This is a genomic window from Pseudomonas sp. HD6422, from assembly GCF_025377065.1.
Lineage (GTDB): Bacteria > Pseudomonadota > Gammaproteobacteria > Pseudomonadales > Pseudomonadaceae > Aquipseudomonas > Aquipseudomonas putida_U.
This window is the reverse complement of record NZ_JAHWIW010000004.1, coordinates 222885-242055: the sequence shown is the minus strand read 5'-3', so window position 1 is coordinate 242055 and position 19171 is coordinate 222885. Positions and strand designations below refer to the sequence as shown.

General features: G+C 63.4%; 19 protein-coding genes. 11 read left to right on the top strand and 8 right to left on the bottom strand.

Translation table 11 applies throughout. The features are described 5' to 3' along the window. Nucleotides 1-331 precede the first annotated feature (331 nt). From alaC to KY379_RS04605, 5 genes are all read left to right on the top strand, one after another. Nucleotides 332-1540: an alanine transaminase gene (alaC, locus tag KY379_RS04625; RefSeq protein WP_133326571.1), complete on the top strand. Its 1209-nt coding sequence runs from the start codon at nucleotides 332-334 to the stop codon at nucleotides 1538-1540. Nucleotides 1541-1691: 151 nt separating this feature from the next. Further along, nucleotides 1692-2075 carry a YkgJ family cysteine cluster protein gene (locus tag KY379_RS04620; RefSeq protein ID WP_133326569.1) on the top strand — a complete coding sequence of 128 codons (384 nt, stop codon included), beginning with the start codon at nucleotides 1692-1694 and terminating at the stop codon, nucleotides 2073-2075. Between the two features lie 93 nt (nucleotides 2076-2168). Beyond that, complete coding sequence (locus tag KY379_RS04615; protein ID WP_133326567.1) at nucleotides 2169-2732, top strand: GNAT family N-acetyltransferase; 564 nt, start codon at nucleotides 2169-2171, stop codon at nucleotides 2730-2732. Between the two features lie 52 nt (nucleotides 2733-2784). Next, entirely contained in the window at nucleotides 2785-3324 is a 540-nt protein-coding gene (locus KY379_RS04610) for a hypothetical protein (protein WP_133326565.1), read from the top strand. A gap of 23 nt (nucleotides 3325-3347) precedes the next feature. After that, nucleotides 3348-3734 (top strand): lysozyme inhibitor LprI family protein, encoded by a 387-nt coding sequence (locus KY379_RS04605; RefSeq protein WP_133326563.1) that lies wholly within the window; start codon nucleotides 3348-3350, stop codon nucleotides 3732-3734. A 58-nt stretch (nucleotides 3735-3792) separates the two neighbouring features. Here the strand turns inward: KY379_RS04605 and mnmH are convergent, their stop codons facing one another. Continuing rightward, nucleotides 3793-4908: a tRNA 2-selenouridine(34) synthase MnmH gene (gene mnmH, locus KY379_RS04600; protein WP_133326561.1), complete on the bottom strand. Its 1116-nt coding sequence runs from the start codon at nucleotides 4906-4908 to the stop codon at nucleotides 3793-3795. Further along, entirely contained in the window at nucleotides 4908-5942 is a 1035-nt protein-coding gene (selD, locus tag KY379_RS04595; protein ID WP_133326559.1) for a selenide, water dikinase SelD, read from the bottom strand. The genes mnmH and selD overlap by 1 nt, the downstream gene beginning before the upstream one ends. A gap of 126 nt (nucleotides 5943-6068) precedes the next feature. On the opposite strand from selD, the gene KY379_RS04590 reads away from it, so the two are divergent. Genes KY379_RS04590 through phnE form a run of 4 tightly spaced genes read left to right on the top strand, consistent with a single transcriptional unit; the run spans nucleotide 6069 to nucleotide 9299 of the window. Beyond that, on the top strand, nucleotides 6069-6923 hold the full coding sequence (locus tag KY379_RS04590; RefSeq protein ID WP_133326557.1) for a putative selenate ABC transporter substrate-binding protein: 855 nt from the start codon (nucleotides 6069-6071) through the stop codon (nucleotides 6921-6923). Continuing rightward, on the top strand, nucleotides 6920-7714 hold the full coding sequence (locus tag KY379_RS04585; protein ID WP_133326555.1) for a phosphonate ABC transporter ATP-binding protein: 795 nt from the start codon (nucleotides 6920-6922) through the stop codon (nucleotides 7712-7714). Before KY379_RS04590 ends, KY379_RS04585 begins: the two co-directional genes overlap by 4 nt. Next, on the top strand, nucleotides 7708-8535 hold the full coding sequence (locus KY379_RS04580) for a PhnE/PtxC family ABC transporter permease (protein WP_261239112.1): 828 nt from the start codon (nucleotides 7708-7710) through the stop codon (nucleotides 8533-8535). The genes KY379_RS04585 and KY379_RS04580 overlap by 7 nt, the downstream gene beginning before the upstream one ends. Continuing rightward, the gene (gene phnE / locus KY379_RS04575; RefSeq protein WP_133326551.1) at nucleotides 8532-9299 is read left to right on the top strand and encodes a phosphonate ABC transporter, permease protein PhnE; all 768 of its coding nucleotides are present in this window, start codon (nucleotides 8532-8534) and stop codon (nucleotides 9297-9299) included. The genes KY379_RS04580 and phnE overlap by 4 nt, the downstream gene beginning before the upstream one ends. Here phnE and KY379_RS04570 read toward each other — a convergent pair. Continuing rightward, nucleotides 9284-10198 (bottom strand): bestrophin family protein, encoded by a 915-nt coding sequence (locus KY379_RS04570; protein WP_133326595.1) that lies wholly within the window; start codon nucleotides 10196-10198, stop codon nucleotides 9284-9286. The two genes, phnE and KY379_RS04570, sit on opposite strands and share 16 nt — an antisense overlap. 199 nt (nucleotides 10199-10397) lie before the next feature. Between KY379_RS04570 and KY379_RS04565 the strand changes: the two genes are divergently transcribed. Further along, nucleotides 10398-11462: a diguanylate cyclase gene (locus KY379_RS04565; RefSeq protein ID WP_261239110.1), complete on the top strand. Its 1065-nt coding sequence runs from the start codon at nucleotides 10398-10400 to the stop codon at nucleotides 11460-11462. A 3-nt stretch (nucleotides 11463-11465) separates the two neighbouring features. Here the strand turns inward: KY379_RS04565 and KY379_RS04560 are convergent, their stop codons facing one another. From KY379_RS04560 to KY379_RS04540, 5 genes are all read right to left on the bottom strand, one after another. Beyond that, complete coding sequence (locus tag KY379_RS04560; protein ID WP_261239123.1) at nucleotides 11466-12113, bottom strand: serine protease; 648 nt, start codon at nucleotides 12111-12113, stop codon at nucleotides 11466-11468. 200 nt (nucleotides 12114-12313) lie between these two features. Then, nucleotides 12314-13396 carry a hypothetical protein gene (locus tag KY379_RS04555; RefSeq protein WP_261239108.1) on the bottom strand — a complete coding sequence of 361 codons (1083 nt, stop codon included), beginning with the start codon at nucleotides 13394-13396 and terminating at the stop codon, nucleotides 12314-12316. Nucleotides 13397-13614: 218 nt separating this feature from the next. Next, nucleotides 13615-15402: an IlvD/Edd family dehydratase gene (locus KY379_RS04550; RefSeq protein ID WP_261239106.1), complete on the bottom strand. Its 1788-nt coding sequence runs from the start codon at nucleotides 15400-15402 to the stop codon at nucleotides 13615-13617. A gap of 30 nt (nucleotides 15403-15432) precedes the next feature. Further along, on the bottom strand, nucleotides 15433-16821 hold the full coding sequence (locus KY379_RS04545; RefSeq protein WP_261239104.1) for an MFS transporter: 1389 nt from the start codon (nucleotides 16819-16821) through the stop codon (nucleotides 15433-15435). A gap of 47 nt (nucleotides 16822-16868) precedes the next feature. After that, entirely contained in the window at nucleotides 16869-18050 is a 1182-nt protein-coding gene (locus KY379_RS04540) for a fumarylacetoacetate hydrolase family protein (RefSeq protein ID WP_133326541.1), read from the bottom strand. A gap of 117 nt (nucleotides 18051-18167) precedes the next feature. Here KY379_RS04540 and KY379_RS04535 point away from each other — a divergent pair, with 117 nt between their 5' ends. Next, a complete protein-coding gene (locus tag KY379_RS04535) occupies nucleotides 18168-19112 on the top strand; it encodes a LysR family transcriptional regulator (protein WP_133326539.1) in 945 nt (314 codons plus the stop codon). Nucleotides 19113-19171 lie beyond the last annotated feature (59 nt).

Below are 19171 nucleotides of genomic sequence, written 5' to 3'. Positions count from 1 at the left end.
TGATGATGGTCTCCGAAGTAAAAGCACCCTGCGAAAGCGTACGCCTCGCAGGGTGCCGGGGTGACCATCTCATTAAGTAGGCCGCCGTAAAGGCGGAAGGGGCCAATAGCGCCGCTACACAAATTGGACCGTTCCCAATCTCAATGCCAAGCCAAACCCGCTACTGAAAACATGGATTCTGAATTTACACATCATTCATCTAAAAAGGTCTAATAAAACAGGAAATTAACCTTTACAGAAATCCTATTTCAGCATTATCTTCTGATCCAGGCCGCCACATCGGCCAGCGTCGCTCGGACGGTTCCGGGCGCTTACGTCTCCAGAGGAAATCATGGCCAACCCAGGTTCGCCGCGCCGCTTTGCGCGCATCGATCGTCTCCCGCCTTACGTATTCAACATCACCGCCGAACTGAAGATGGCCGCCCGCCGCCGTGGCGAGGACATCATCGATCTGAGCATGGGCAACCCCGACGGCGCCACGCCGCCGCACATCGTCGAAAAGCTCGTGCAGGTCGCCCAGCGTGACGACACCCATGGTTATTCCACCTCGCGCGGTATCCCGCGTCTGCGCCGTGCGATCTCCAACTGGTACAAGGAGCGCTATGACGTCGCTATCGACCCGGAAAGCGAAGCCATCGTCACCATCGGTTCGAAAGAGGGCCTGGCGCACCTGATGCTCGGTACCCTCGACCATGGGGACACCGTGCTGGTCCCCAACCCCAGCTACCCCATCCACATCTACGGCGCGGTGATCGCCGGCGCCCAGGTGCGCTCGGTGCCCCTGGTGCCAGGCGTGGATTTCTTCAACGAACTGGAGCGGGCGATCCGCGAGTCGATTCCCAAGCCGAAGATGATGATCCTGGGCTTCCCCTCCAACCCTACCGCCCAATGCGTGGAGCTGGATTTCTTCGAGCGCGTGGTGGCCCTGGCCAAGCAGTACGATGTACTGGTGGTGCACGACCTGGCCTACGCCGACATCGTCTATGACGGCTGGAAAGCGCCTTCGATCATGCAGGTGCCCGGCGCCAAGGACATCGCGGTGGAGTTCTTCACCCTGTCCAAGAGCTACAACATGGCCGGCTGGCGTATCGGCTTCATGGTCGGCAACCCCGAACTGGTGAGCGCCCTGGCGCGGATCAAGAGCTACCACGACTACGGCACCTTCACGCCGTTGCAGGTCGCGGCCATCGCCGCCCTGGAAGGTGACCAGCAATGCGTGCGCGACATCGCCGAGCAGTATCGTCAGCGCCGCAACCTGCTGGTCAAAGGCCTGCATGAGCTGGGCTGGATGGTCGAGAACCCCAAGGCGTCGATGTACGTGTGGGCCAAGATTCCCGAGCAGTACGCCCACTTGGGATCGCTGGAGTTTTCCAAGAAGCTGCTGGCCGAGGCCAAGGTCTGCGTGTCGCCGGGCATCGGTTTCGGTGACTATGGCGACGACCACGTGCGCTTCGCCCTGATCGAGAACCAGGACCGTATCCGCCAGGCTATCCGCGGTATCCGGCAGATGTTCCGGGCCGATGGCCTGAGCCGCAAGTAACCCGGTTCGCGGGGGCCGCCGGCCGGCCCCTTCGCCGCCGGATAGGCGGCAATGTTTTTTTGCATGACCCCTCTTCTCAGCCGACCTCGGTTGGATTACAAATGGCGCCGCGGGCAAGCCCCGATAACAACAACCTTCCCTCCGTGCCATCATGTCCGAATACAACCCTTGCCTTGACTGCGGCGCCTGCTGCGGGTTTTTCCGTGTGTCCTTCTTTTGGGGCGAATGCCAGTCTGCCGGGGGCCTCGTGCCAGATGACCTGGTGGTGCAGATCAACCCTACCCGTGTCGCCATGATCGGCACCGACGCCAAGCCTTGTCGCTGCATCAGCCTGCAGGGCGAGATCGGTAAGGAGGTGGCGTGCACCATCTACGCCAACCGCTCCAGTCCGTGCCGCGAGTTCGAGGCGTCCTGGGAGGGCGGGGTGCACAATCCAAGCTGCGATGACGCCCGGGCAGCCTACGGCCTGCCACCGCTGACCCCGCCCGGGGCCAACGAGCCGCATTGGCCGGATGACGGGGCGGAGGTGGCCTGACCAGGCCAACCGCCGGCGTGCCGGGATTGGGTGCTAGAACCCGGCACATGACGTTAAGATGTCATCTCCCCAGCCATGGACAGGAGATCCGGCGTGACCCCACCCCGCAGTTTCCCCAGTGACCTCTGCCTCGACAGCCCACGCCTGCAATTGCGGCCCATGCGTCATGCCGATGCCGCGCAGTGGCTGGCGATCATGGCCGACCCCGAGGTCATGCGTTACTGGCACCATGCGCCCTGGAAGGACTTGGCCGAGGCCCAGAGCGCCCTGGCCGCCGACCGCCAGGCTTACGCCAACGGCGAGCAGCTCAAGCTCGGCATGTACCGTCGCGACAATGGCGAGCTGATCGGCATGGTTCAGTTGTTCAACATCGATGACGTTTCCCGGCGTGGCGAAATCGGCTACTGCCTGGCCAGCGCGGTGCAGGGTAGGGGTTACATGGATGAGGCGCTGACCTGCTTCATCGACTACCTCGCTCATACCCTGCACATGCGCCGCCTGGAGGGCGAGATCGATCCGCGCAACCATGGCTCGGCACGCACCCTGGAACGGCAGGGCTTCGTCCTCGAAGGCACATTGCGGGCGCGCTGGTGCGTCGCCGGCGAGCTGTCCGATTCAGGCATCTACGGACTATTGCTCGAACCGCCTGTCGCCTGAGGATGTCGTACTGTATGGTCGACCTTTTCACGGCCTGTCGCGGAGCAATCGTTTGCCAGCTTTCTACATCGCCATCAGCCTAGCCTTGTACCTGCTCAGCCTGGCGTTCGACGGTGCGCTGATGGGGGGTGGGCGGCACATGCCCGCCTTGCAGATGCTGCTGTACGGGCCTTGGGGCGTGCCCTTCGGGCTGTGGCAGTGGTTTGCCAACCCCATGCTGGCTCTGGCGATCCTGTCCCATCGACGCTTTCGGCGGTTGGCCCTGGTGTTTGGGCTGGGGGCTTTGTACCTGGCCGCCAGCAGCCTGGGCATCGAGCGCCTGCCCGACAACCAGAGCTACGAATTCCATGACGTCACCGGCTTCGGCCTCGGTTTCCAGCTGTGGTTGTTGGCGATGTTGGTGTTCTGCGCCGGCCAGGCCTGGCAATGCTGGAAGGCACGCCGCGCCGACGAGGTGCCGGGCTGGCACTGGCTCGACGTGGTGTTGATCGCCTCCCTGGCGGTCACGCTGTATGCCGCCACGCAGATGCCGTCATTACGCTTCGAGCCGGGCAAGGTGCTGATGCCGCCGGAGCAACCGCAGACACTCTGAGCATTCAACAGGAGCGAGACTCGATGGACAGACGACATCTGATTGGCCTTGCGCTGGCCTGCCTGGCACCGCTGGCTCTGGCCGAGGACAACTCATCGACCTACACCGCGTGCATGGACAAGGCTTCCAGCACCGTGGCCATGGGCAGTTGCATCAAAGCCGAGACCGCGCTGCAAGATGAGCGGCTGAACCGCGTGTACAAGCAACTGATGGCCAAGCTCGAGCCCGGGCCGAAGAAAAGCCTGCGGGCTGTGCAACGGCAGTGGGTGGCCTATCGCGACGGCAACTGCGCCTTTCATGTCCAGGCCAGCGGCGGGACCCTGGCACAGTTGGAGGGCGGCATGTGCGTGCTGGACATGACGCGTGAGCGCGGCGCGGAGCTCGAGCGCGTGTTGAGCCCAGGGCAGTGACGATGGCTGTGCGTGCCCTATCGCCGGATAGCCGGCGATAGGCTGCGAGGCCGCCCTGCTAGTTCGACCGCGGCGCGCGCAAGGCGCGCGCCTTCAGGTACTCGCGGACCTCGACGCCATCTCCGGCGAACTCGATGCGCTCAGCCTTGGCCTGGCGCTGGTAGGCGTACATCGGGTCGTAGTATTCCTTGAGCAAGCCTTCGATCCAGCCCCGGTGCAAGTCCACCGCACCGCTGCGCTGCTGCTCGTCCAAGGCCTGACCAAGGATCTCGGACAGTCGCTGGAAGCGCTCGCCGCCCAGGCGTTTATGGATGTTGTTCATGCTCTGCAGCATGCGCTCGGCGAACAGTCGGCGGCCGTCTTCCTCGCCGTGCACATCGACGAATTCGGCACAGAGGTTGATCACGTAGTCGCGCAGGATGCGCTCGACGCGGTTCTCGAAGCTGTCTTCCAACCATACCAGCGGGTATTGCTGCATGCCCTGGTAAAGCTCCAGCGGCACCGAGCAACTGCCGACGATGCGCCCTTCGTCTTCGAGCACGAACTGCTCGATGCCGCGGGCGCGTTTCTTCAGCACGTCGATGGCCAGCTTGTTCTCGAAATCGATCTGCGCCGGTTGCGCGGTGGCGCGCTTGCCGAAGCTCGAGCCGCGGTGGTTGGCGTGGCCTTCGAGGTCCAGCACGTTATTCAACTGGTGCAGCACATCGGTCTTGCCGGTGCCGGTCAGGCCACCGACCAGGACGAAATCGCATTGCTCCACGGCCTGCTGGGTGGTTTCCAGCAGGAAGGTACGCAGCGCCTTGTAGCCGCCCTTGATGCGTGGGTAATCGATGCCGGCTTCATCACGCAGCCACTGTTGCACGATCAGCGAACGCAGGCCGCCGCGGAAGCAATACAGGTAGCCGTTGGGGTTGGCCTTGGCGAAGCTGGCCCAGGCATGCAGGCGCTCACGCTTGGTGGCCCCGCTGACCAATTGGTGGCCGAGGGTGATGGCGGCCGCCTGGCCCTGCTGCTTGTAGCAGGTGCCGACCTTCTGCCGTTCCTGATCCGTCATCAGCGGCAGGTTGACGACGCCGGGGAAGGCGCCCTTGGCGAATTCGATCGGGGCACGCATGTCCATCATCGGCGCGTCGTCGAGGAACAACTGGCGGAAATCGGTGCAGTCAGGGCGCATCAGTTCACCTCGACTGCGTGGCTCTGTCGCTCGACCAACTGGCCGATCGGCGAGAGTTGCAGACCCAGCTCAGCGGCCACGGCAAGAAACTCGGCTTCGCCTTCCGGCGTCACGGCCACCAGCAGACCGCCACTGGTCTGTGGGTCGCACAGCAGATGCTTCTGTTCATCGCTCAAGGCGCCGAGCTTGTGCCCGTAGCTGTCGAAGTTACGCAGGGTGCCGCCAGGGATGCAGCCTTCGGCCAGGTAGTGGTCGACGCTCGGCAGCCGGGGGACCGCGGCGTAGTCGAGCACTGCGGTCAGGGCGCTGCCCTCGGCCAGTTCGACCAGGTGGCCGAGCAGGCCGAAACCCGTCACGTCGGTCATCGCCTTGACCCCGTCGAGCTTGCCGAAGCGGCTGCCGGGGGTGTTGAGGGTGCACATCCAGTCACGGGCCAGGCCCTGGTCCTGGTCACGCAGCTTGGCCTTCTTCTCGGCAGTGGTGAGGATGCCGATGCCCAGCGGCTTGGTCAGATACAGGCGGCAGCCGGCAGTGGCCGTATCGTTGCGCTTGAGGTGACGCTTGCTGACCACGCCGGTGACGGCCAGGCCGAAGATGGGTTCGGGCGCATCGATCGAGTGGCCACCCGCCAGCGGGATGCCGGCCTCGGCGCACACGGCACGACCGCCTCTGATCACTTCGCGGGCGACCTCAGGCGGCAGCAGGTTGACCGGCCAGCCAAGGATGGCGATGGCCATCAACGGATCGCCACCCATGGCGTAGATGTCGCTGATGGCATTGGTGGCGGCGATGCGGCCGAAATCGTAAGGATCATCGACGATCGGCATGAAGAAGTCGGTGGTCGAGACCACTCCACGTTCATCGTCCAGGGCGTAGACGGCAGCGTCGTCACGCGAGGCGTTGCCGACCCACAGTTTCGGGTCGAGGGCTTGGGCGCCGCTCTCGGCGAGGATCACGTCCAGTACCTTGGGGGAAATCTTGCAGCCACAGCCGGCACCGTGGCTGTACTGGGTCAGGCGAATCGGCTCGCTCATACGCACCTCAGGGGGGTAAATGATTGCGCGATTGTAGCAAAGCTGGCCTTTGTGCCCGTGGCTCTTATAATTCCCCACGTCGGCGCGTTGCCGGCACTTTCCCCGCTATTGAACCGGAGAACCTCCATGCTCAAACGCCCTCTGGCGCTCGCCGCCGGCCTCGTGCTGTCCTGCTGTGCCGTTGTCGCCCAGGCTGCCGACACCCTGCGTGTCAGTGCCATCCCTGACGAAGCGCCGACTGAGCTGCTGCGCAAGTTCAAGCCGCTGGGCGAGTACCTGTCCAAGCAATTGGGCATGGACGTGAAGTTCGTTCCGGTGGCCGACTACCCGGCGGTGGTCGAGTCGCTGGCGAGCAATCGCCTGGACATGGCATGGCTGGGCGGCTTCACCTTCGTCCAGGTACACCTGAAGGATCCTACCGCTACGCCGTTGGTCCAGCGTGAGCAAGACGCGCAGTTCACCTCCAAGTTCATCACCGCCAACCCGGACGTGAAGAGCCTGGCCGACCTCAAGGGCAAGTCGTTCGCCTTCGGCTCGATTTCCTCGACCTCCGGCAGCCTCATGCCGCGCTACTTCATGCTCAAGGAAAACGACATCAGACCGGAAACCTATTTCAGTCGCGTTGCCTATTCCGGGGCGCACGATGCCACCGCGGCCTGGGTCCAGGCCGGCAAGGTCGACGGTGGCGTGCTCAACGCCAGCGTGTGGCAGAAGCTGGTCGATGCCGGCAAGGTCGACACCAGCAAGGTCAAGGTGTTCGCTACCACGCCAACCTACTACGACTACAACTGGACCGTGCGCGGCAACATGGATCCGGCGCTGAAGGAAAAGATCAAGAAAGCCTTCCTCGACCTCGACCCGGCCAACCCGGAGCAGAAGGCGATCCTCGACCTGCAGGCTGCCAGTCGCTTCATCGAGACCAAGCCGGAGAACTACCTGGGCACCGAGCAGGCGGCACGTGAGGCTGGCCTGCTCAAGTGACTATCCAGGTACAAGGCGCCGGCCTGCGCCACGGCCAGGTCCGCGCGCTCGAGGGTGTGAGCCTGCGAGTCGAACAGGGCGAGCGGGTAGCGATCATCGGTCCGTCGGGGGCCGGCAAATCGAGCTTGCTGCACCTGATGGCCACTGCCGTGCAGCCCAGCAGTGGGCGCCTGGAGCTGTTCGGTGAGCAGCCCTGGGGTATTTCGTCCGGCGCCCGGCAACGCCTGCGCGCCCGTGTGGGCCTGGTGCACCAGGCGCCACCGTTGCCTGCGCGTCAGCGCGTGGTGACGGCGGTGCTGGCGGGGCGCCTGGGGCAGTGGAGCATGGCCCGTGGGTTGCTCAACCTGGTGTATCCCACCGACGTGCCCGGCGTACGCCAGGTGTTGGCCGAACTGGGCCTGGCCGACAAGCTGTTCGTACAATGCGGGCAGTTGTCCGGCGGTCAATTGCAGCGGGTCGGCATCGCCCGAGCGCTTTACCAGCGCCCCGAGATCTTGCTGACCGACGAGCCGGTCTCGGCCATGGACCCGGTGCTGGCCGACCACAGTCTGGCGTTGCTCAACCGCCACGCCCAAGCCAATGGTGTAACGCTGGTGGCCAGCCTGCATGCGGTGGACCTGGCCCTGGCCCACTTTCCTCGGGTCATCGGCATCCGTGAAGGCCGGGTGGCATTCGACTGCCCGGCCGAGGCGGTGACCGAGGCCTTGCTCGATGCGCTGTATGCCAACGAGCAGTTGGCCTCGCCGCCAGTCCAAGGGCCGACCCTGACCGTGCAGATTCCGCGATGCTGAAAGCCGACGCCCGTGATCCGGCGGCGCTGCCTCGTCTGCTGTTGACCCTGCTGGCCTTGGCCCTGTTGTGGCCTGGGTTACGTTTGAGCGAATTGAACCCTGGGGTGTTGCTGCAGGCAGAAAACCGTCAGCAGATCGCCAGTTTCACCGGCGCTTTCTGGCCGCCGGCGCACAATGCCGAGTTCCTCGAGCTGTTGTACCAGTCAACCCTGCAGACCTTGGCCGTGGCGACCGCCGGCATGGCGCTGGCGCTGTTGCTGGCGATTCCCACCAGTCTGTTGGCCAGCCGTGCGCTGTCGTTGCGCGCTGCCTCTCGCGGTGGCCGTGCCGGACCGTGGTCACGCTTGCTGCGCCTGCCGGTACGGTGCCTGCTGATCTTCCTGCGCAGCGTGCCCGAGATCGTCTGGGCGCTGTTGTTCGTACGTGCGGTGGGGCTGGGGCCAACTGCCGGGGTGTTGGCCATCGCCATCACCTACAGCGGCATGCTGGGCAAGGTGTACGCCGAGATCTTCGAGTCGGTCGACCAGCGTCCGGCGCATGCCTTGCTGCAGGCCGGCAGCGGCCGCTTGGCGGCATTCTTCTATGGCATTCTGCCCAGCGCTGCAGCCGAGGTGGTGTCATACACGGTCTATCGCTGGGAGTGCGCGGTGCGGGCCTCGGTGGTGATGGGCTTCGTCGGCGCAGGTGGCCTGGGGCAGCAGATCGATCTGTCGATGCGCATGTTCGCCGGTGGCGAGGTGGCGAGCATGCTCCTGGCCTTTCTCGGTCTGGTGTTGCTGGCCGATCTGCTCAGCCGCTTGCTGCGCGGGAGGTTGGCATGAAGCGCGTGATCGACCTGATGCTGATCGTGGGGATCCTCGCTGCGGTCGTGGCTTCGTTCGGCTACCTCGAACTGGATCTGCAGGCCCTGGTCGGCAATGGCGGGCTGGCGCAGATGGGCGAGTATGCTGGCCGCTTCCTGCATCCTGACGTGTCTGCCGAGCACCTGCGTGCAGTGTGCCGGGGTGCCCTGGAAACCCTGGCCATGTCTGGCCTCGGTACCTTGCTGGCGATGGCGTTGGGCATGCTCCTGGCACTGCCGGCGGCCGGACGCTTCGGTTGGCCGATGCAGTCGGCTGCACGGCTGTTGCTCAACGCCTTGCGCGCCATTCCCGAGCTGGTCTGGGCAGCACTGACGGTACTGGCCGCGGGACTTGGCCCGAATGCCGGAACCTTGGCCCTGGCGCTGCACACGGCCGGGGTCCTGGGGCGTCTGTTCGCCGAGGCCCTGGAGAATGCACCCGCCGAGCCTGCGGCAGCCATTCGCCTGCAGGGCGGCGGGCAGGTCACGGCATTCTGTTTCGGCACTTTGCCCAATCTCTGGCCGCAGTTGCTGGCATACAGCCTGTACCGCTGGGAGAACAACATCCGCATGGCCAGCGTACTGGGGTTCGTCGGCGCAGGAGGTTTGGGCCAGATGCTCTATACCACCCTGAGCCTGTTCCAGGAAGCCCAGGCCAGCACGGTGATCATCGCCATGCTGGTACTGGTATTGCTGGTGGACGCCTTCAGCGATCTGTTGCGCCAGCGCTATGTGAGGGCCTGAGGAGGGCCCTCGTGCGCCAGTTCGCCGCATTGCGCTTCGCGCTGCATCGATTCCAGATTGCGCTCGATGGTTTCGCAGATGGCGTCCATCTGGATCTGGTGTTCACTGAAGCGAAACGGGCTCTGCAGGTCGGTGCCGATTCGCTCGATCGCCAGCAACATGAAACCGACGACAGTCGAGGCCAACGGCGTGAACCAGCCGAGCGACTCGACCAGCCCCACCGGCACGATCAGGCAGAACAGCGTGATGAACAAGCGGGGGAAGTACACATAGGGATAGGGCAGCGGCGTATTGGCGATTCGCTCCATCCCACCCTGGGCGTTGGACAGGTCGACCAGGGTGGACTCCAAGCGCGCCAGGCGAATGCTGTCCAGACGACCGGCCTGGTACTCTCGCGCCAGCAAGGTGGCGGAACCGCCAAGAATGTCGTTGGCGAAGTTGTTCGACTTGTTGCGACGCTCGAACTCTGCCGGGGAAATGAATGCCATCAGTTCGTCGGGGCAGCTTTCGCCCTTCAGGTGCGCTGCCAGGCAGTTCACATAGGCGATGTGACGGCGCAGCAAGGTGGCTTTGACCGGATTGAGGCCGCGCTCGGGGTCGTCGATCAACGTCAGTGTCTGCCGGGCGAAACTGCGCGAACTATTCACCAATGCGCCCCACAATGTGCGCGCTTCCCACCAGCGGTTGTAGGCACTGCTGTTGCGAAAACTCACCAGCACCACCAGCGCCGAGCCGAGCAAGGTCAGCGGGATCAGCGGCAAGGTGAACTCACTATTGAAGAACAGCATGAAGTCGATGGTGACCAGTACGTCCCACAGCAGCAACCAGAACAAGGACCAACCGATGTAACCGAAGGTCTTCAGCATCAGGCGATATTTGCGGATGATGATGTCTTTCACACGAGTTGCCTCGAAATGCGTGGTATCGAGCATCCGACGCCGTGGGTGGGTGAAGGTTCGCGGGAGGGGGGGGGCAGCATTTCGTCTCTTCGATCTGGAGGTGAGATACCAGTGATGTCAGAATGCCTTCAGCGCCGAACCGATGGGCACTTTTGTGCCCGCCAACCTGTCCGGTGAACGTCAAAGGACAGCTTCCTCGATGAACGACCTTACCGGCAAGGGCCTTTCTTTCGCCAAACGCATGTATGTGCCCCGTGCCATTGGAACGGGCCTGGGTTTTTTCTGCGTGCTGATCGGCATCGCCCCTCTGGCGCCGGAGTGGTGGATCTGGGGCTTGTTGCTGGGTCATGGTTTCGTCTGGCCGCATCTGGCCTATCAGATCGCGCGTCGCTCGCGCCATCCCTTTCGCGCTGAGCAGCGCAACCTGATCTTCGATGGTTTTGCCGGTGGTTGCTGGGCTGGGGTAATGGGCCTGAACCCGTTGCCGAGTGTGATCATCCTGTCGATGATCGCCATGGACAAGATCGCCGCCGGTGGTTGGCACATGCTAGTCAAGACCTTGGTGGCCCAAGCGCTGGGTATCGGCCTCGGGTTATGGCTGTATGGTCCGCCGTTGTTTCCGCAGACCAGCCAGGCGCAGATGCTCGCCTGTCTGCCGATCTTGCTGATCTATCCCATGGCCATCGGCATGATCTGCTATCAGGTCACCGTGCAACTGGCCCAGCACAAGCGTGCGCTGGCGCGGCTGAGCGAGACCGACAGCCTCACCGGCCTGCGCAACCACGGCGCCTGGCAAGGCCTGTTGATCCGGGAGTTTCAGCGTTGTCAGGCCGGGGCCGCCAGAAGCCACCTGGCGTTGATCGACGTCGATCACTTCAAGCGGATCAACGACGAGCATGGCCACTTGGTCGGCGATGACATCCTGCGCATCATCAGCGCCAAGCTGTCGCTGCACCTGCGCAAGCGCGACCCGGCTGCGCGCTACGGTGGGGATGAGTTCTGCGTATTGCTGGCCGAGACCACCGCCGAGCAGGCAGTCGAGATCCTCGAGCGCCTGCGCCAGGCCATCGAGGCGTATCACGACCCGGCGCTGCCGCAGTTATCGCTGAGTCTGAGCATCGGACTGGCCCCTTACAATGATCGGCTCAGCAACGCAGACGCCTGGCTGCACGCGGCCGACATGGCCCTGTATGCGGCCAAGCGTGCCGGGCGTAATCGCATCATGCTGGCCGACGATGCCGCGCGGGCCGAGCATCCAGCCTGAGCCTCAGCGCTTGCTCGCCACTGCTACGAAGCCTTGGATCGCAGCGGGCGCCCGTGGCTTGGCCTTGTTCGCCTGCAAGTACTGGAAGCGCCGCCATTCCTTGTCGATTTCGGCATACGACATGAACACACTGATGCGCTCCTTGCCCGCCAGATCGGGACGTTTCTGCGCATCGATCTCGCGGGTAGGAATGAAGGCGACGTTGATGCCCACGACCTTGCCGTCGTCGGCGAACACCGGGCCGCCGGACATGCCCTTGACCATCGGGCCGTCATGCACCGAATAGAAGACGCTGCCCGGAGTACCTTGCAGCCGAACCAGCGAGGCCAGGGCGTGGCCTTTGCCTTGCACCGGCATCATCAGGCTGTTGAAACCCACTGCCGTGACCTGTTCGCCCGGGACGTACTGGCGCCAGCCGGGCACCGTGCGTGCCTTGTGCTTGAAGAACACCAGGTCGCCCAGGCCTTCGTGCACAACGCCCCGGAGGAAGGGCGTGTGCTTGGCGGTGACGGCGTACTCATCATTCCACTGGATGGCCGTGGCCATCAGCAGCATCGGCAGCGGAGGTCCTGAGGTGACCACGAAAGCCTGGTCGTAGACAGGGTCGGAAAGGTAGGTGGTAGGCAGTCCGTTGCACCCACTGAGCAGCATCATTGCGGCCAGGCAGGGCAGTGTAGGTTTCATGTTGGTGGCGACGACTGTAGGTTGGAGATAGCACTATCGTATGCTGCCAATATGACATCAATACTTTGATGCTATATCCGACGGATGACCGCCAGGCAGGGGTCTTCCTATGTCGGCCAGCCGCGTTTGAACATGAGCGAAACCTGCAGACAGGCATGCACTGCCCCTCAAAAGGAGATGACGCTGTAGCTGAACTCGTTGGGTAGATGGGGGATGCCGTTGAGCGAGGTCTGTATCTGCACCCGATCGTCATCATGAACGACCAGCAATTGGTGCGGGCCGAGGGTGGTCACTCCTTCGGGCTTGTTGGCGAAGCGCAGCGGCGCACCATCGCTGCCTTCGACCAGCCGCGGCTTGCCTGGCTTGCCGTTTGCCCAAGGGACTTCCCAGAGATAGCCGCCAATACCGTGATCGTCTTTCATGCTGGTCACTGCATAGAAGCGATCATTGCTGAAACTGTCGAAAACCAGGCCGGAAAGCCCCATCAGGCGTGGTTCGCCAGGCACTGATGGGGTGGTATCGAGGATCTTGCGGAAGGTACCGGTGAGTTCCATCACGTTGTGGTTGAAGCTGAAGGGCGCCGCGATCAGCAGGAATGCGTGGTCGGAGTCGCGTGAACTGTTGCCATGCTTGCGAATACCCATCACCAGCTGATTACCGGGAGCGACCGCGAGCGATTCGACCTTGAAGTAACCGGAGCCGACGGCCTCGCCGATCGTTTTGCGCAGGCTGATGGAACTGGTGATACCGCTGCGAGTGGTGGGCGCCAGGACCTTCGCCAGTTGCGCAGCGTCCGCCGGCCAATAGGCGATGGTGTTCAGCCTGTCGTCGCGTGGATCGTTCTTCGTGCCGCTTCGCATGAACGCGGTGCTGGCGATGATGTAATGGCCGTCCGAGGTGGCGGTCAGCGCTTCGAACTTGTCGGCGCCCTCGATTGCCGGGCTTTGCAGGTAGGTGGGCGGCGTGTCGTCGCTGATCTTGCCGTCTGCCAGAGGCAGGCTGAACAGTGCCGAGGGGCCTGCGCCTGGAATCGGTTTGTCGTTGGCCAACACCAGAGTCTCGGCAATGCGCACCACACCAGATACCTGACAGAGCGAAGTGCTGTCGCCGGGGGGCATTCGCGTCCGCTCCAGGCATGGCGCGACATGGTGGGTGACCGAGCGTGCCGCCTGCTCGGAGGCGTCAGCGCCTGCACCCTGGCTGGCGACGCTGAGCAGCAGCGCTGTAGTGGTGGCAAGACGAGCGAGCATGGGAACGTTTCCTTGGATGGGAAGACGATCCGAGCCTAAAAGACCTTTCGCTTATGAGGAAACTGGCAGTTTTATCAGGTAGGTGCTGATAGAAGGAAGGTTTGGCCGAGCTTTGGCCGCGAGGACGGCCAGCCAACTGCCGTGGAAACTTCACCTTTGTGAGGGCGTTCAAGTGTCCGCTGCAGCCGGCTGCTCGGCAAAGTGCTAGGGCGCAGCTATCAGTGCGAGTGGCGTGGCATCCCACCTTCACGGGCGATCACGCGCATGTGAAGGGTCGCCGGTTCCAGGCAGCCGCCCGTGGACAACTGCCCCACCAGCTGGCGGTATAGCTCCTGCCATGGCGTCTGCGATGCCGGTAGGCTGGGTTTCCAGGCCGCTCGCCGACGTGCCACTTCATCGTCATCCACCAGCAGATCGACGCGGCGCTGGTTGAGATCTACGCGCAGCCAGTCGTTGCTCTGCAACAACGCCAGGCCCCCGCCAACCGCCGCTTCCGGTGACATGTTGAGGATCGACGGGCTGGCCGAGGTACCGCTCTGGCGACCGTCGCCCAAGCAGGGTAGTGAATCGATGCCCTTCTTGATCAGCGCCGCCGGTGGCGCCATGTTGACCACTTCTGCGCTACCCGGATAGCCCACGGTACCGGCACCCCGGATGACCAGGATGCAGCGCTCGTCGATGTCCAGCGTTGGATCGTCGATTCGTGCGTGGTAGTCCTCGGGGCCTTCGAACACGATCGCCCGGGCTTCGAAGCTGTTTTCCTTGCCCGGCTCGGCGAGGTAAGTCTTGCGGAAGGCGTCGCCGACCACTGACATCTTCATGATCGCGCTGTCGAAGAAGTTGCCGCTGAGCACGATGAATCCGGCGCTGTGCTTGAGCGGTTGCTCGAATGGCAGGATCACGTCGCGGTTGCTGGTAACGGTATCGCTGACCACCTCGCCGATGGATTTGCCGCTGACCGTGGCACAGTTCTCATGCAGGCGTTTGGCCTTGCGCAACTCGTGCATCACCGCAGGTACGCCGCCGGCACGATGGAAGCCCTCGCCCAGATACTTACCTGCCGGCATGCAGTTGACCAGCAGCGGTACGTCTTCACCGATGCGCTGCCAGTCATCGAGCGACAGCTCGATACCCATGTGCCTGGCGATAGCGATCAGGTGGGGCGGGCAGTTGCTCGAGGCGCCGAGGGCCGAAGCCACGGCGATGGCGTTCTCGAAAGCCTCTCGGGTCATGATCGACGACGGGCGTACATCCTGCAGTACCAGTTCGCAGATTCGCCTGCCGGTGGCGTAGGCCATTTGCCCGCGTTCGCGATAGGGGGCGGGGATACTGGCACAGCCTGGCAGCGACATGCCCAGTGCCTCGGCCAGGGCATTCATCGACAGCGCCGTGCCCATGGTGTTGCAATGGCCAACCGACGGCGAGGCCGCTGTGGTCATTTCCATGAAACCTTCGTAGTCGATCTCGCCCGCGGCCATCAGGTTGCGCGCATGCCACAACACCGTGCCCGAGCCGATCAACTGTCCCTTGTGGTGGCCGTCGAGCATCGGTCCGCCGGAGAGTACGATGGCCGGCAGGTCGGTAGTCGCAGCGGCCATGAGGCAGGCTGGGGTGGTCTTGTCGCAGCCAGTGGTGAGCACCACGCCGTCCAGCGGATAGCCATGGAGGATCTCCACCAGGCCCAGGTAGGCCAGGTTGCGGTCCAGTGCAGCGGTGGGACGGCGGCTCTGCTCGGCGATCGGGTGGACCGGAAATTCCATGGGGATGCCACCAGCGTCGCGGATCCCCGCCTTGACCCGCTGGGCGAGTTCGATGTGGTGCCGGTTGCAGGGCGTCAGGTCGCTGCCAGTCTGGGCGATACCGATGATCGGTCGCCCGGATTGCAGTTCGTCGCGGGTCAGGCCGTAGTTCATGTAGCGCTCGACATACAGCGCGGTCATGTCTGCATGGCTCGGATCATCGAACCATTGCTGGCTGCGCAGCGGGCGTTTCGGGGTGTCGGTCATGTGGTTCTCTCTTGTATTTATCGGCGTCGGTCAGCGCTGCAGCACACCGGTTTGTGCTGGGCCATGCATGAAGGAAGCACCGCTGCCCACCGCATCGTCCAGCGCGGTGAGGTCGCGGCCACGGGTTTCGGTCGACAGGCAGGTGCCGATCAGGGTCAGGCCAGTCAGGGCCAGGGTATAGAGGGCCAGCACCCAATAAGCGCCGCCTGCCAGACCCACCAGGAAAATCCCCAGAATCGGTGCAAGGCCGCCGGACAGCATGGCGCCGATTTCACGTGCCAGGGCCACGCCGGAGTAGCGGTAGCGGTTGCCGAACAGTTCGGTGAAGTGAGCGCATTGGGCGCCAAGCATGCTGTTGGCGGCGAGGGCAAAGCCACCGACCACGGCGATGCACACCAGCGTCGAATCACCGCTGTCGATCATCCACCAAGACGGGAAGGCCCACAATGCACCGAACAGGGCGCCACCTCGGTACACCACCAGCCGGCCGAAGCGGTCGGAGAGGGCGCCGAACAGGGGCGTGGTCAGCACGCTGAGCACGCTGGCTGCCAGCACGGCGTTGGTCCCGACGCTGGCCAGGTTGGCACCGTCCTGGCCCAGGTGGCGGCTGGCGAAGCCGGTCAGGAAAGCAATGGAAACCGTAGCGTAGAGCGTCGAGCAACCAGTTTCGGCCATGCGCATCAGGGTGGTCGCTGCCAAGGGACGGCGTGCATTGCGCAGAACGGCGCGCATGGGCGACTCGATGACCTGCTGGCTTTGGCTCAGTTGTTGAAACACCGGGCTTTCCTTGAGCTTCAGACGGATCCACACCGCCATGAAGATAAGTACCACGCTGGCCAGGAACGGTACTCGCCAGCCCCAGTCGAGCAGTTGCTCCTGGGTGAGAGAGGTCTGCATCACGCGGAAGGTGATGGTGGCCAGGGCCAGACCGCTGAACACCCCGATGAACGGCAGCGCGGCATAGAACCCTCGCCGCTCACGGGGTGCCAGTTCGGCCATCAGGGTCGCAGCACCGGTCTGCTCGGCTCCGGCACCGAAGCCCTGTAGCAGGCGCAGTAGCACCAGCAGCACAGCCCCGGTGGCGCCGGTCGGCAGCAGGCCGATCAGTGTAGTGGCGGTGCCCATCAGGGCGATCGTCAGCAACAGCACCAGTTTTCGACCCTTGCGGTCACCCAGCGAGCCAAAGAACAGCCCACCGAAGGGGCGCGCCAGGAAACCTGCACCGTAGGTGGCGAAACTGGCCAGCAGCGCCCCCGTCGTGCCCAGGGATGGGAAGAAGATATGGCCGAAAACCAGCGCCGAGGCCAGACCATAGATGGCGAAATCGTAGTACTCCAGGGCACTGCCAATGGCGCCGGTATAGATGGCCCGGCGCAGTTGACGGGGATCGGGGGAGGTATCCCGGGTTGGGGTATGCATGTTCTGCCTCGCTTCTTGTTGTTATGTGTACGGCGGTGCCCTGAAGGTCAGGGCTTGAGCAAGCCTCGTGCGGCCAGGTTGCGCATCAGCGCGGTCAGGCCAAAGGTCCAGGGAGCGGCCTGGTCGCTGGTAGTGACCCGGTTGCGCAGTTGACCCAGCAGCGGACTGGCGATGCGCACGTGATCACCGGGCTTGTGAGTGAAGCCGGCACCGGCCTGGTCGCGGTCCTCGGTCGGGGCGAACAGCGTGCCAAGGAACAGCACAAAGCCGTCCGGGTACTGGTGATTGTCATTCAAGGTCTGCCGAACCAGGTCTTCGGGGTCGCGACTGATCTGGTCCATGGAACTGCTGCCGAGCAGTTGGTAGCCGTCCTCGCCCACCACTTCCAGGTCGACCACGCAACGGCGCACCGCGTCCAGGTCGAAGGTTTCGTCGAAAAGGCGGATGAATGGGCCTATGGCACAGGAGGCGTTGTTGTCCTTGGCCTTGCTCAGAAGCAAGGCACTGCGCCCCTCGACGTCACGCAGGTTGACATCGTTGCCCAAGGTCGCGCCATGGATACGACCGCGGCTGTCCACCGCCAGCACCACTTCAGGTTCAGGATTGTTCCATGCCGAATGCGGGTGCACACCGATCGCACTGCCGCTGCCGACCGCAGCCAGGACCGGAGCCTTGGTGAACACCTCGGCGTCCGGGCCAATGCCGACCTCCAGGTACTGCGACCACATGCCCTGCTCGATGAGCAATGCCTTCAAGTCCATGGCTTGCTGCGAGCCGGGTCGAACCGCACGCAGGTTATCGCCGATCACCGAACGAACGGTGGCGCGCACGGCCTCGGCCTTGCTGGCATCGCCACCGGCCTGCTCCTCGATTACCCGTTCGATCATGCTGGCGGCGAACGTCACGCCCGCGGCCTTGATCACCTGCAGGTCGACCGGCGCAAGCAGATAGGGTTGGTTGGCGTCGAACGCTTCGCCGCTGTTGCCCAGCAGCGCCTCGACGCTGCCCAGGAAGCGGCCGGGGGTACTGTGCACCGCTTGCACTGGATCTTCGTTTTCAAGCAACTGGCTGAGGGTGGCGAAGCGCTCTGACAGGTCGAACACGCCGTCGGTGCGTAGGGTGATCAACGAAGGACCGCCAGGTTCGCCTGGGGTCCAGGCACGACCGATCAAGGTTCCGGTCAGGCCGTCCTCGGGCAGGGTATTGGCGGGAGTGAGCGTCATCGGCATGGCATCAAAGTCTCTTTGGATCTGGAGAGCTGCACGCTAGGTAAGCCACGCGATAAACTCCAATGGCATCTTTTCACTATTCGATAACATCAGGTTATTGCACCAAAGGTGGATTCCATGTCGGACCTGTCCTTCTCCCACGTCTGTAACTGGCTCAAGTTTCGGCACCTGTTGCTCATCGATACCTTGGGGCGCACGCACAACATGCACCTGGCGGCCCAGCAGATGAATCTCAGCCAGCCGGCGATCAGCAAGATGCTCAAGGAAATCGAGAATCTCCTGGGCTTCGCGCTGTTCGAACGATTGCCTCGAAGCATGCCGCCCACGGCATTGGGCGAGCAGGTGGTGCGCTATGCCCAGATCGCGCTCAACGATGCGCGCAACTTCGTCGACCAGATCGACAACCTGCGCCAGGGTGGCCATGGTCATTTGAAGGTGGGTGGCATCTTCGCCGCCACTGCGGTAGCGCTGCCCGATGCCATCGTCGAGATCAAGCAGCGCAAACCCTTGTTGTCGATCGAGGTGGTGGAACAAACCAGCGATCACCTGATGGCCATGCTCGAAGACAAGCACCTGCACTTGGCCGTGGCCCGCTTTACCGATGTTTCGCAGCACCAGCGCTTCGACTTCCAGCCACTGGCACCCGAGCCGTTCTGCTTCGTGGTCAACGATCAGCATCCCTTGAGTGCGGTTGGGCCGGTGACGCTTGCGCAGTTGCTGGAGTGGCCCTGGATTCTCTATCCCAAGGGCACGCCGATTCGCGGGCGCATGGAGCGTGCCTTCGCTGAAGCGGGGGTGGCGGTGCCACGCAACACCATCGATACCATCTCCATGCAGACCTTCCTCAAGGTGCTGCTTGGCGGACCGATGATCGGCATGCTGCCCCAGGCGATGGTCGAGCCGCACCTGGCCAGCGGTGTGTTGGTCAACCTCGACACGCCGCTGCATCTGACCCCTCAGGATTACGGGATCCTGACTCGCAAAGGCGAGCCCTTGAGCGGTGCGGCGTTGGAGTTTGCCGAGATTCTCGTGGCCAATGCGGGACGTGGACAGGAGAACTGATAACAAAGCGTTATCGGATGATCCCTAAAAGCCATTGGGCAAGAATCGCAGAGCCGCCT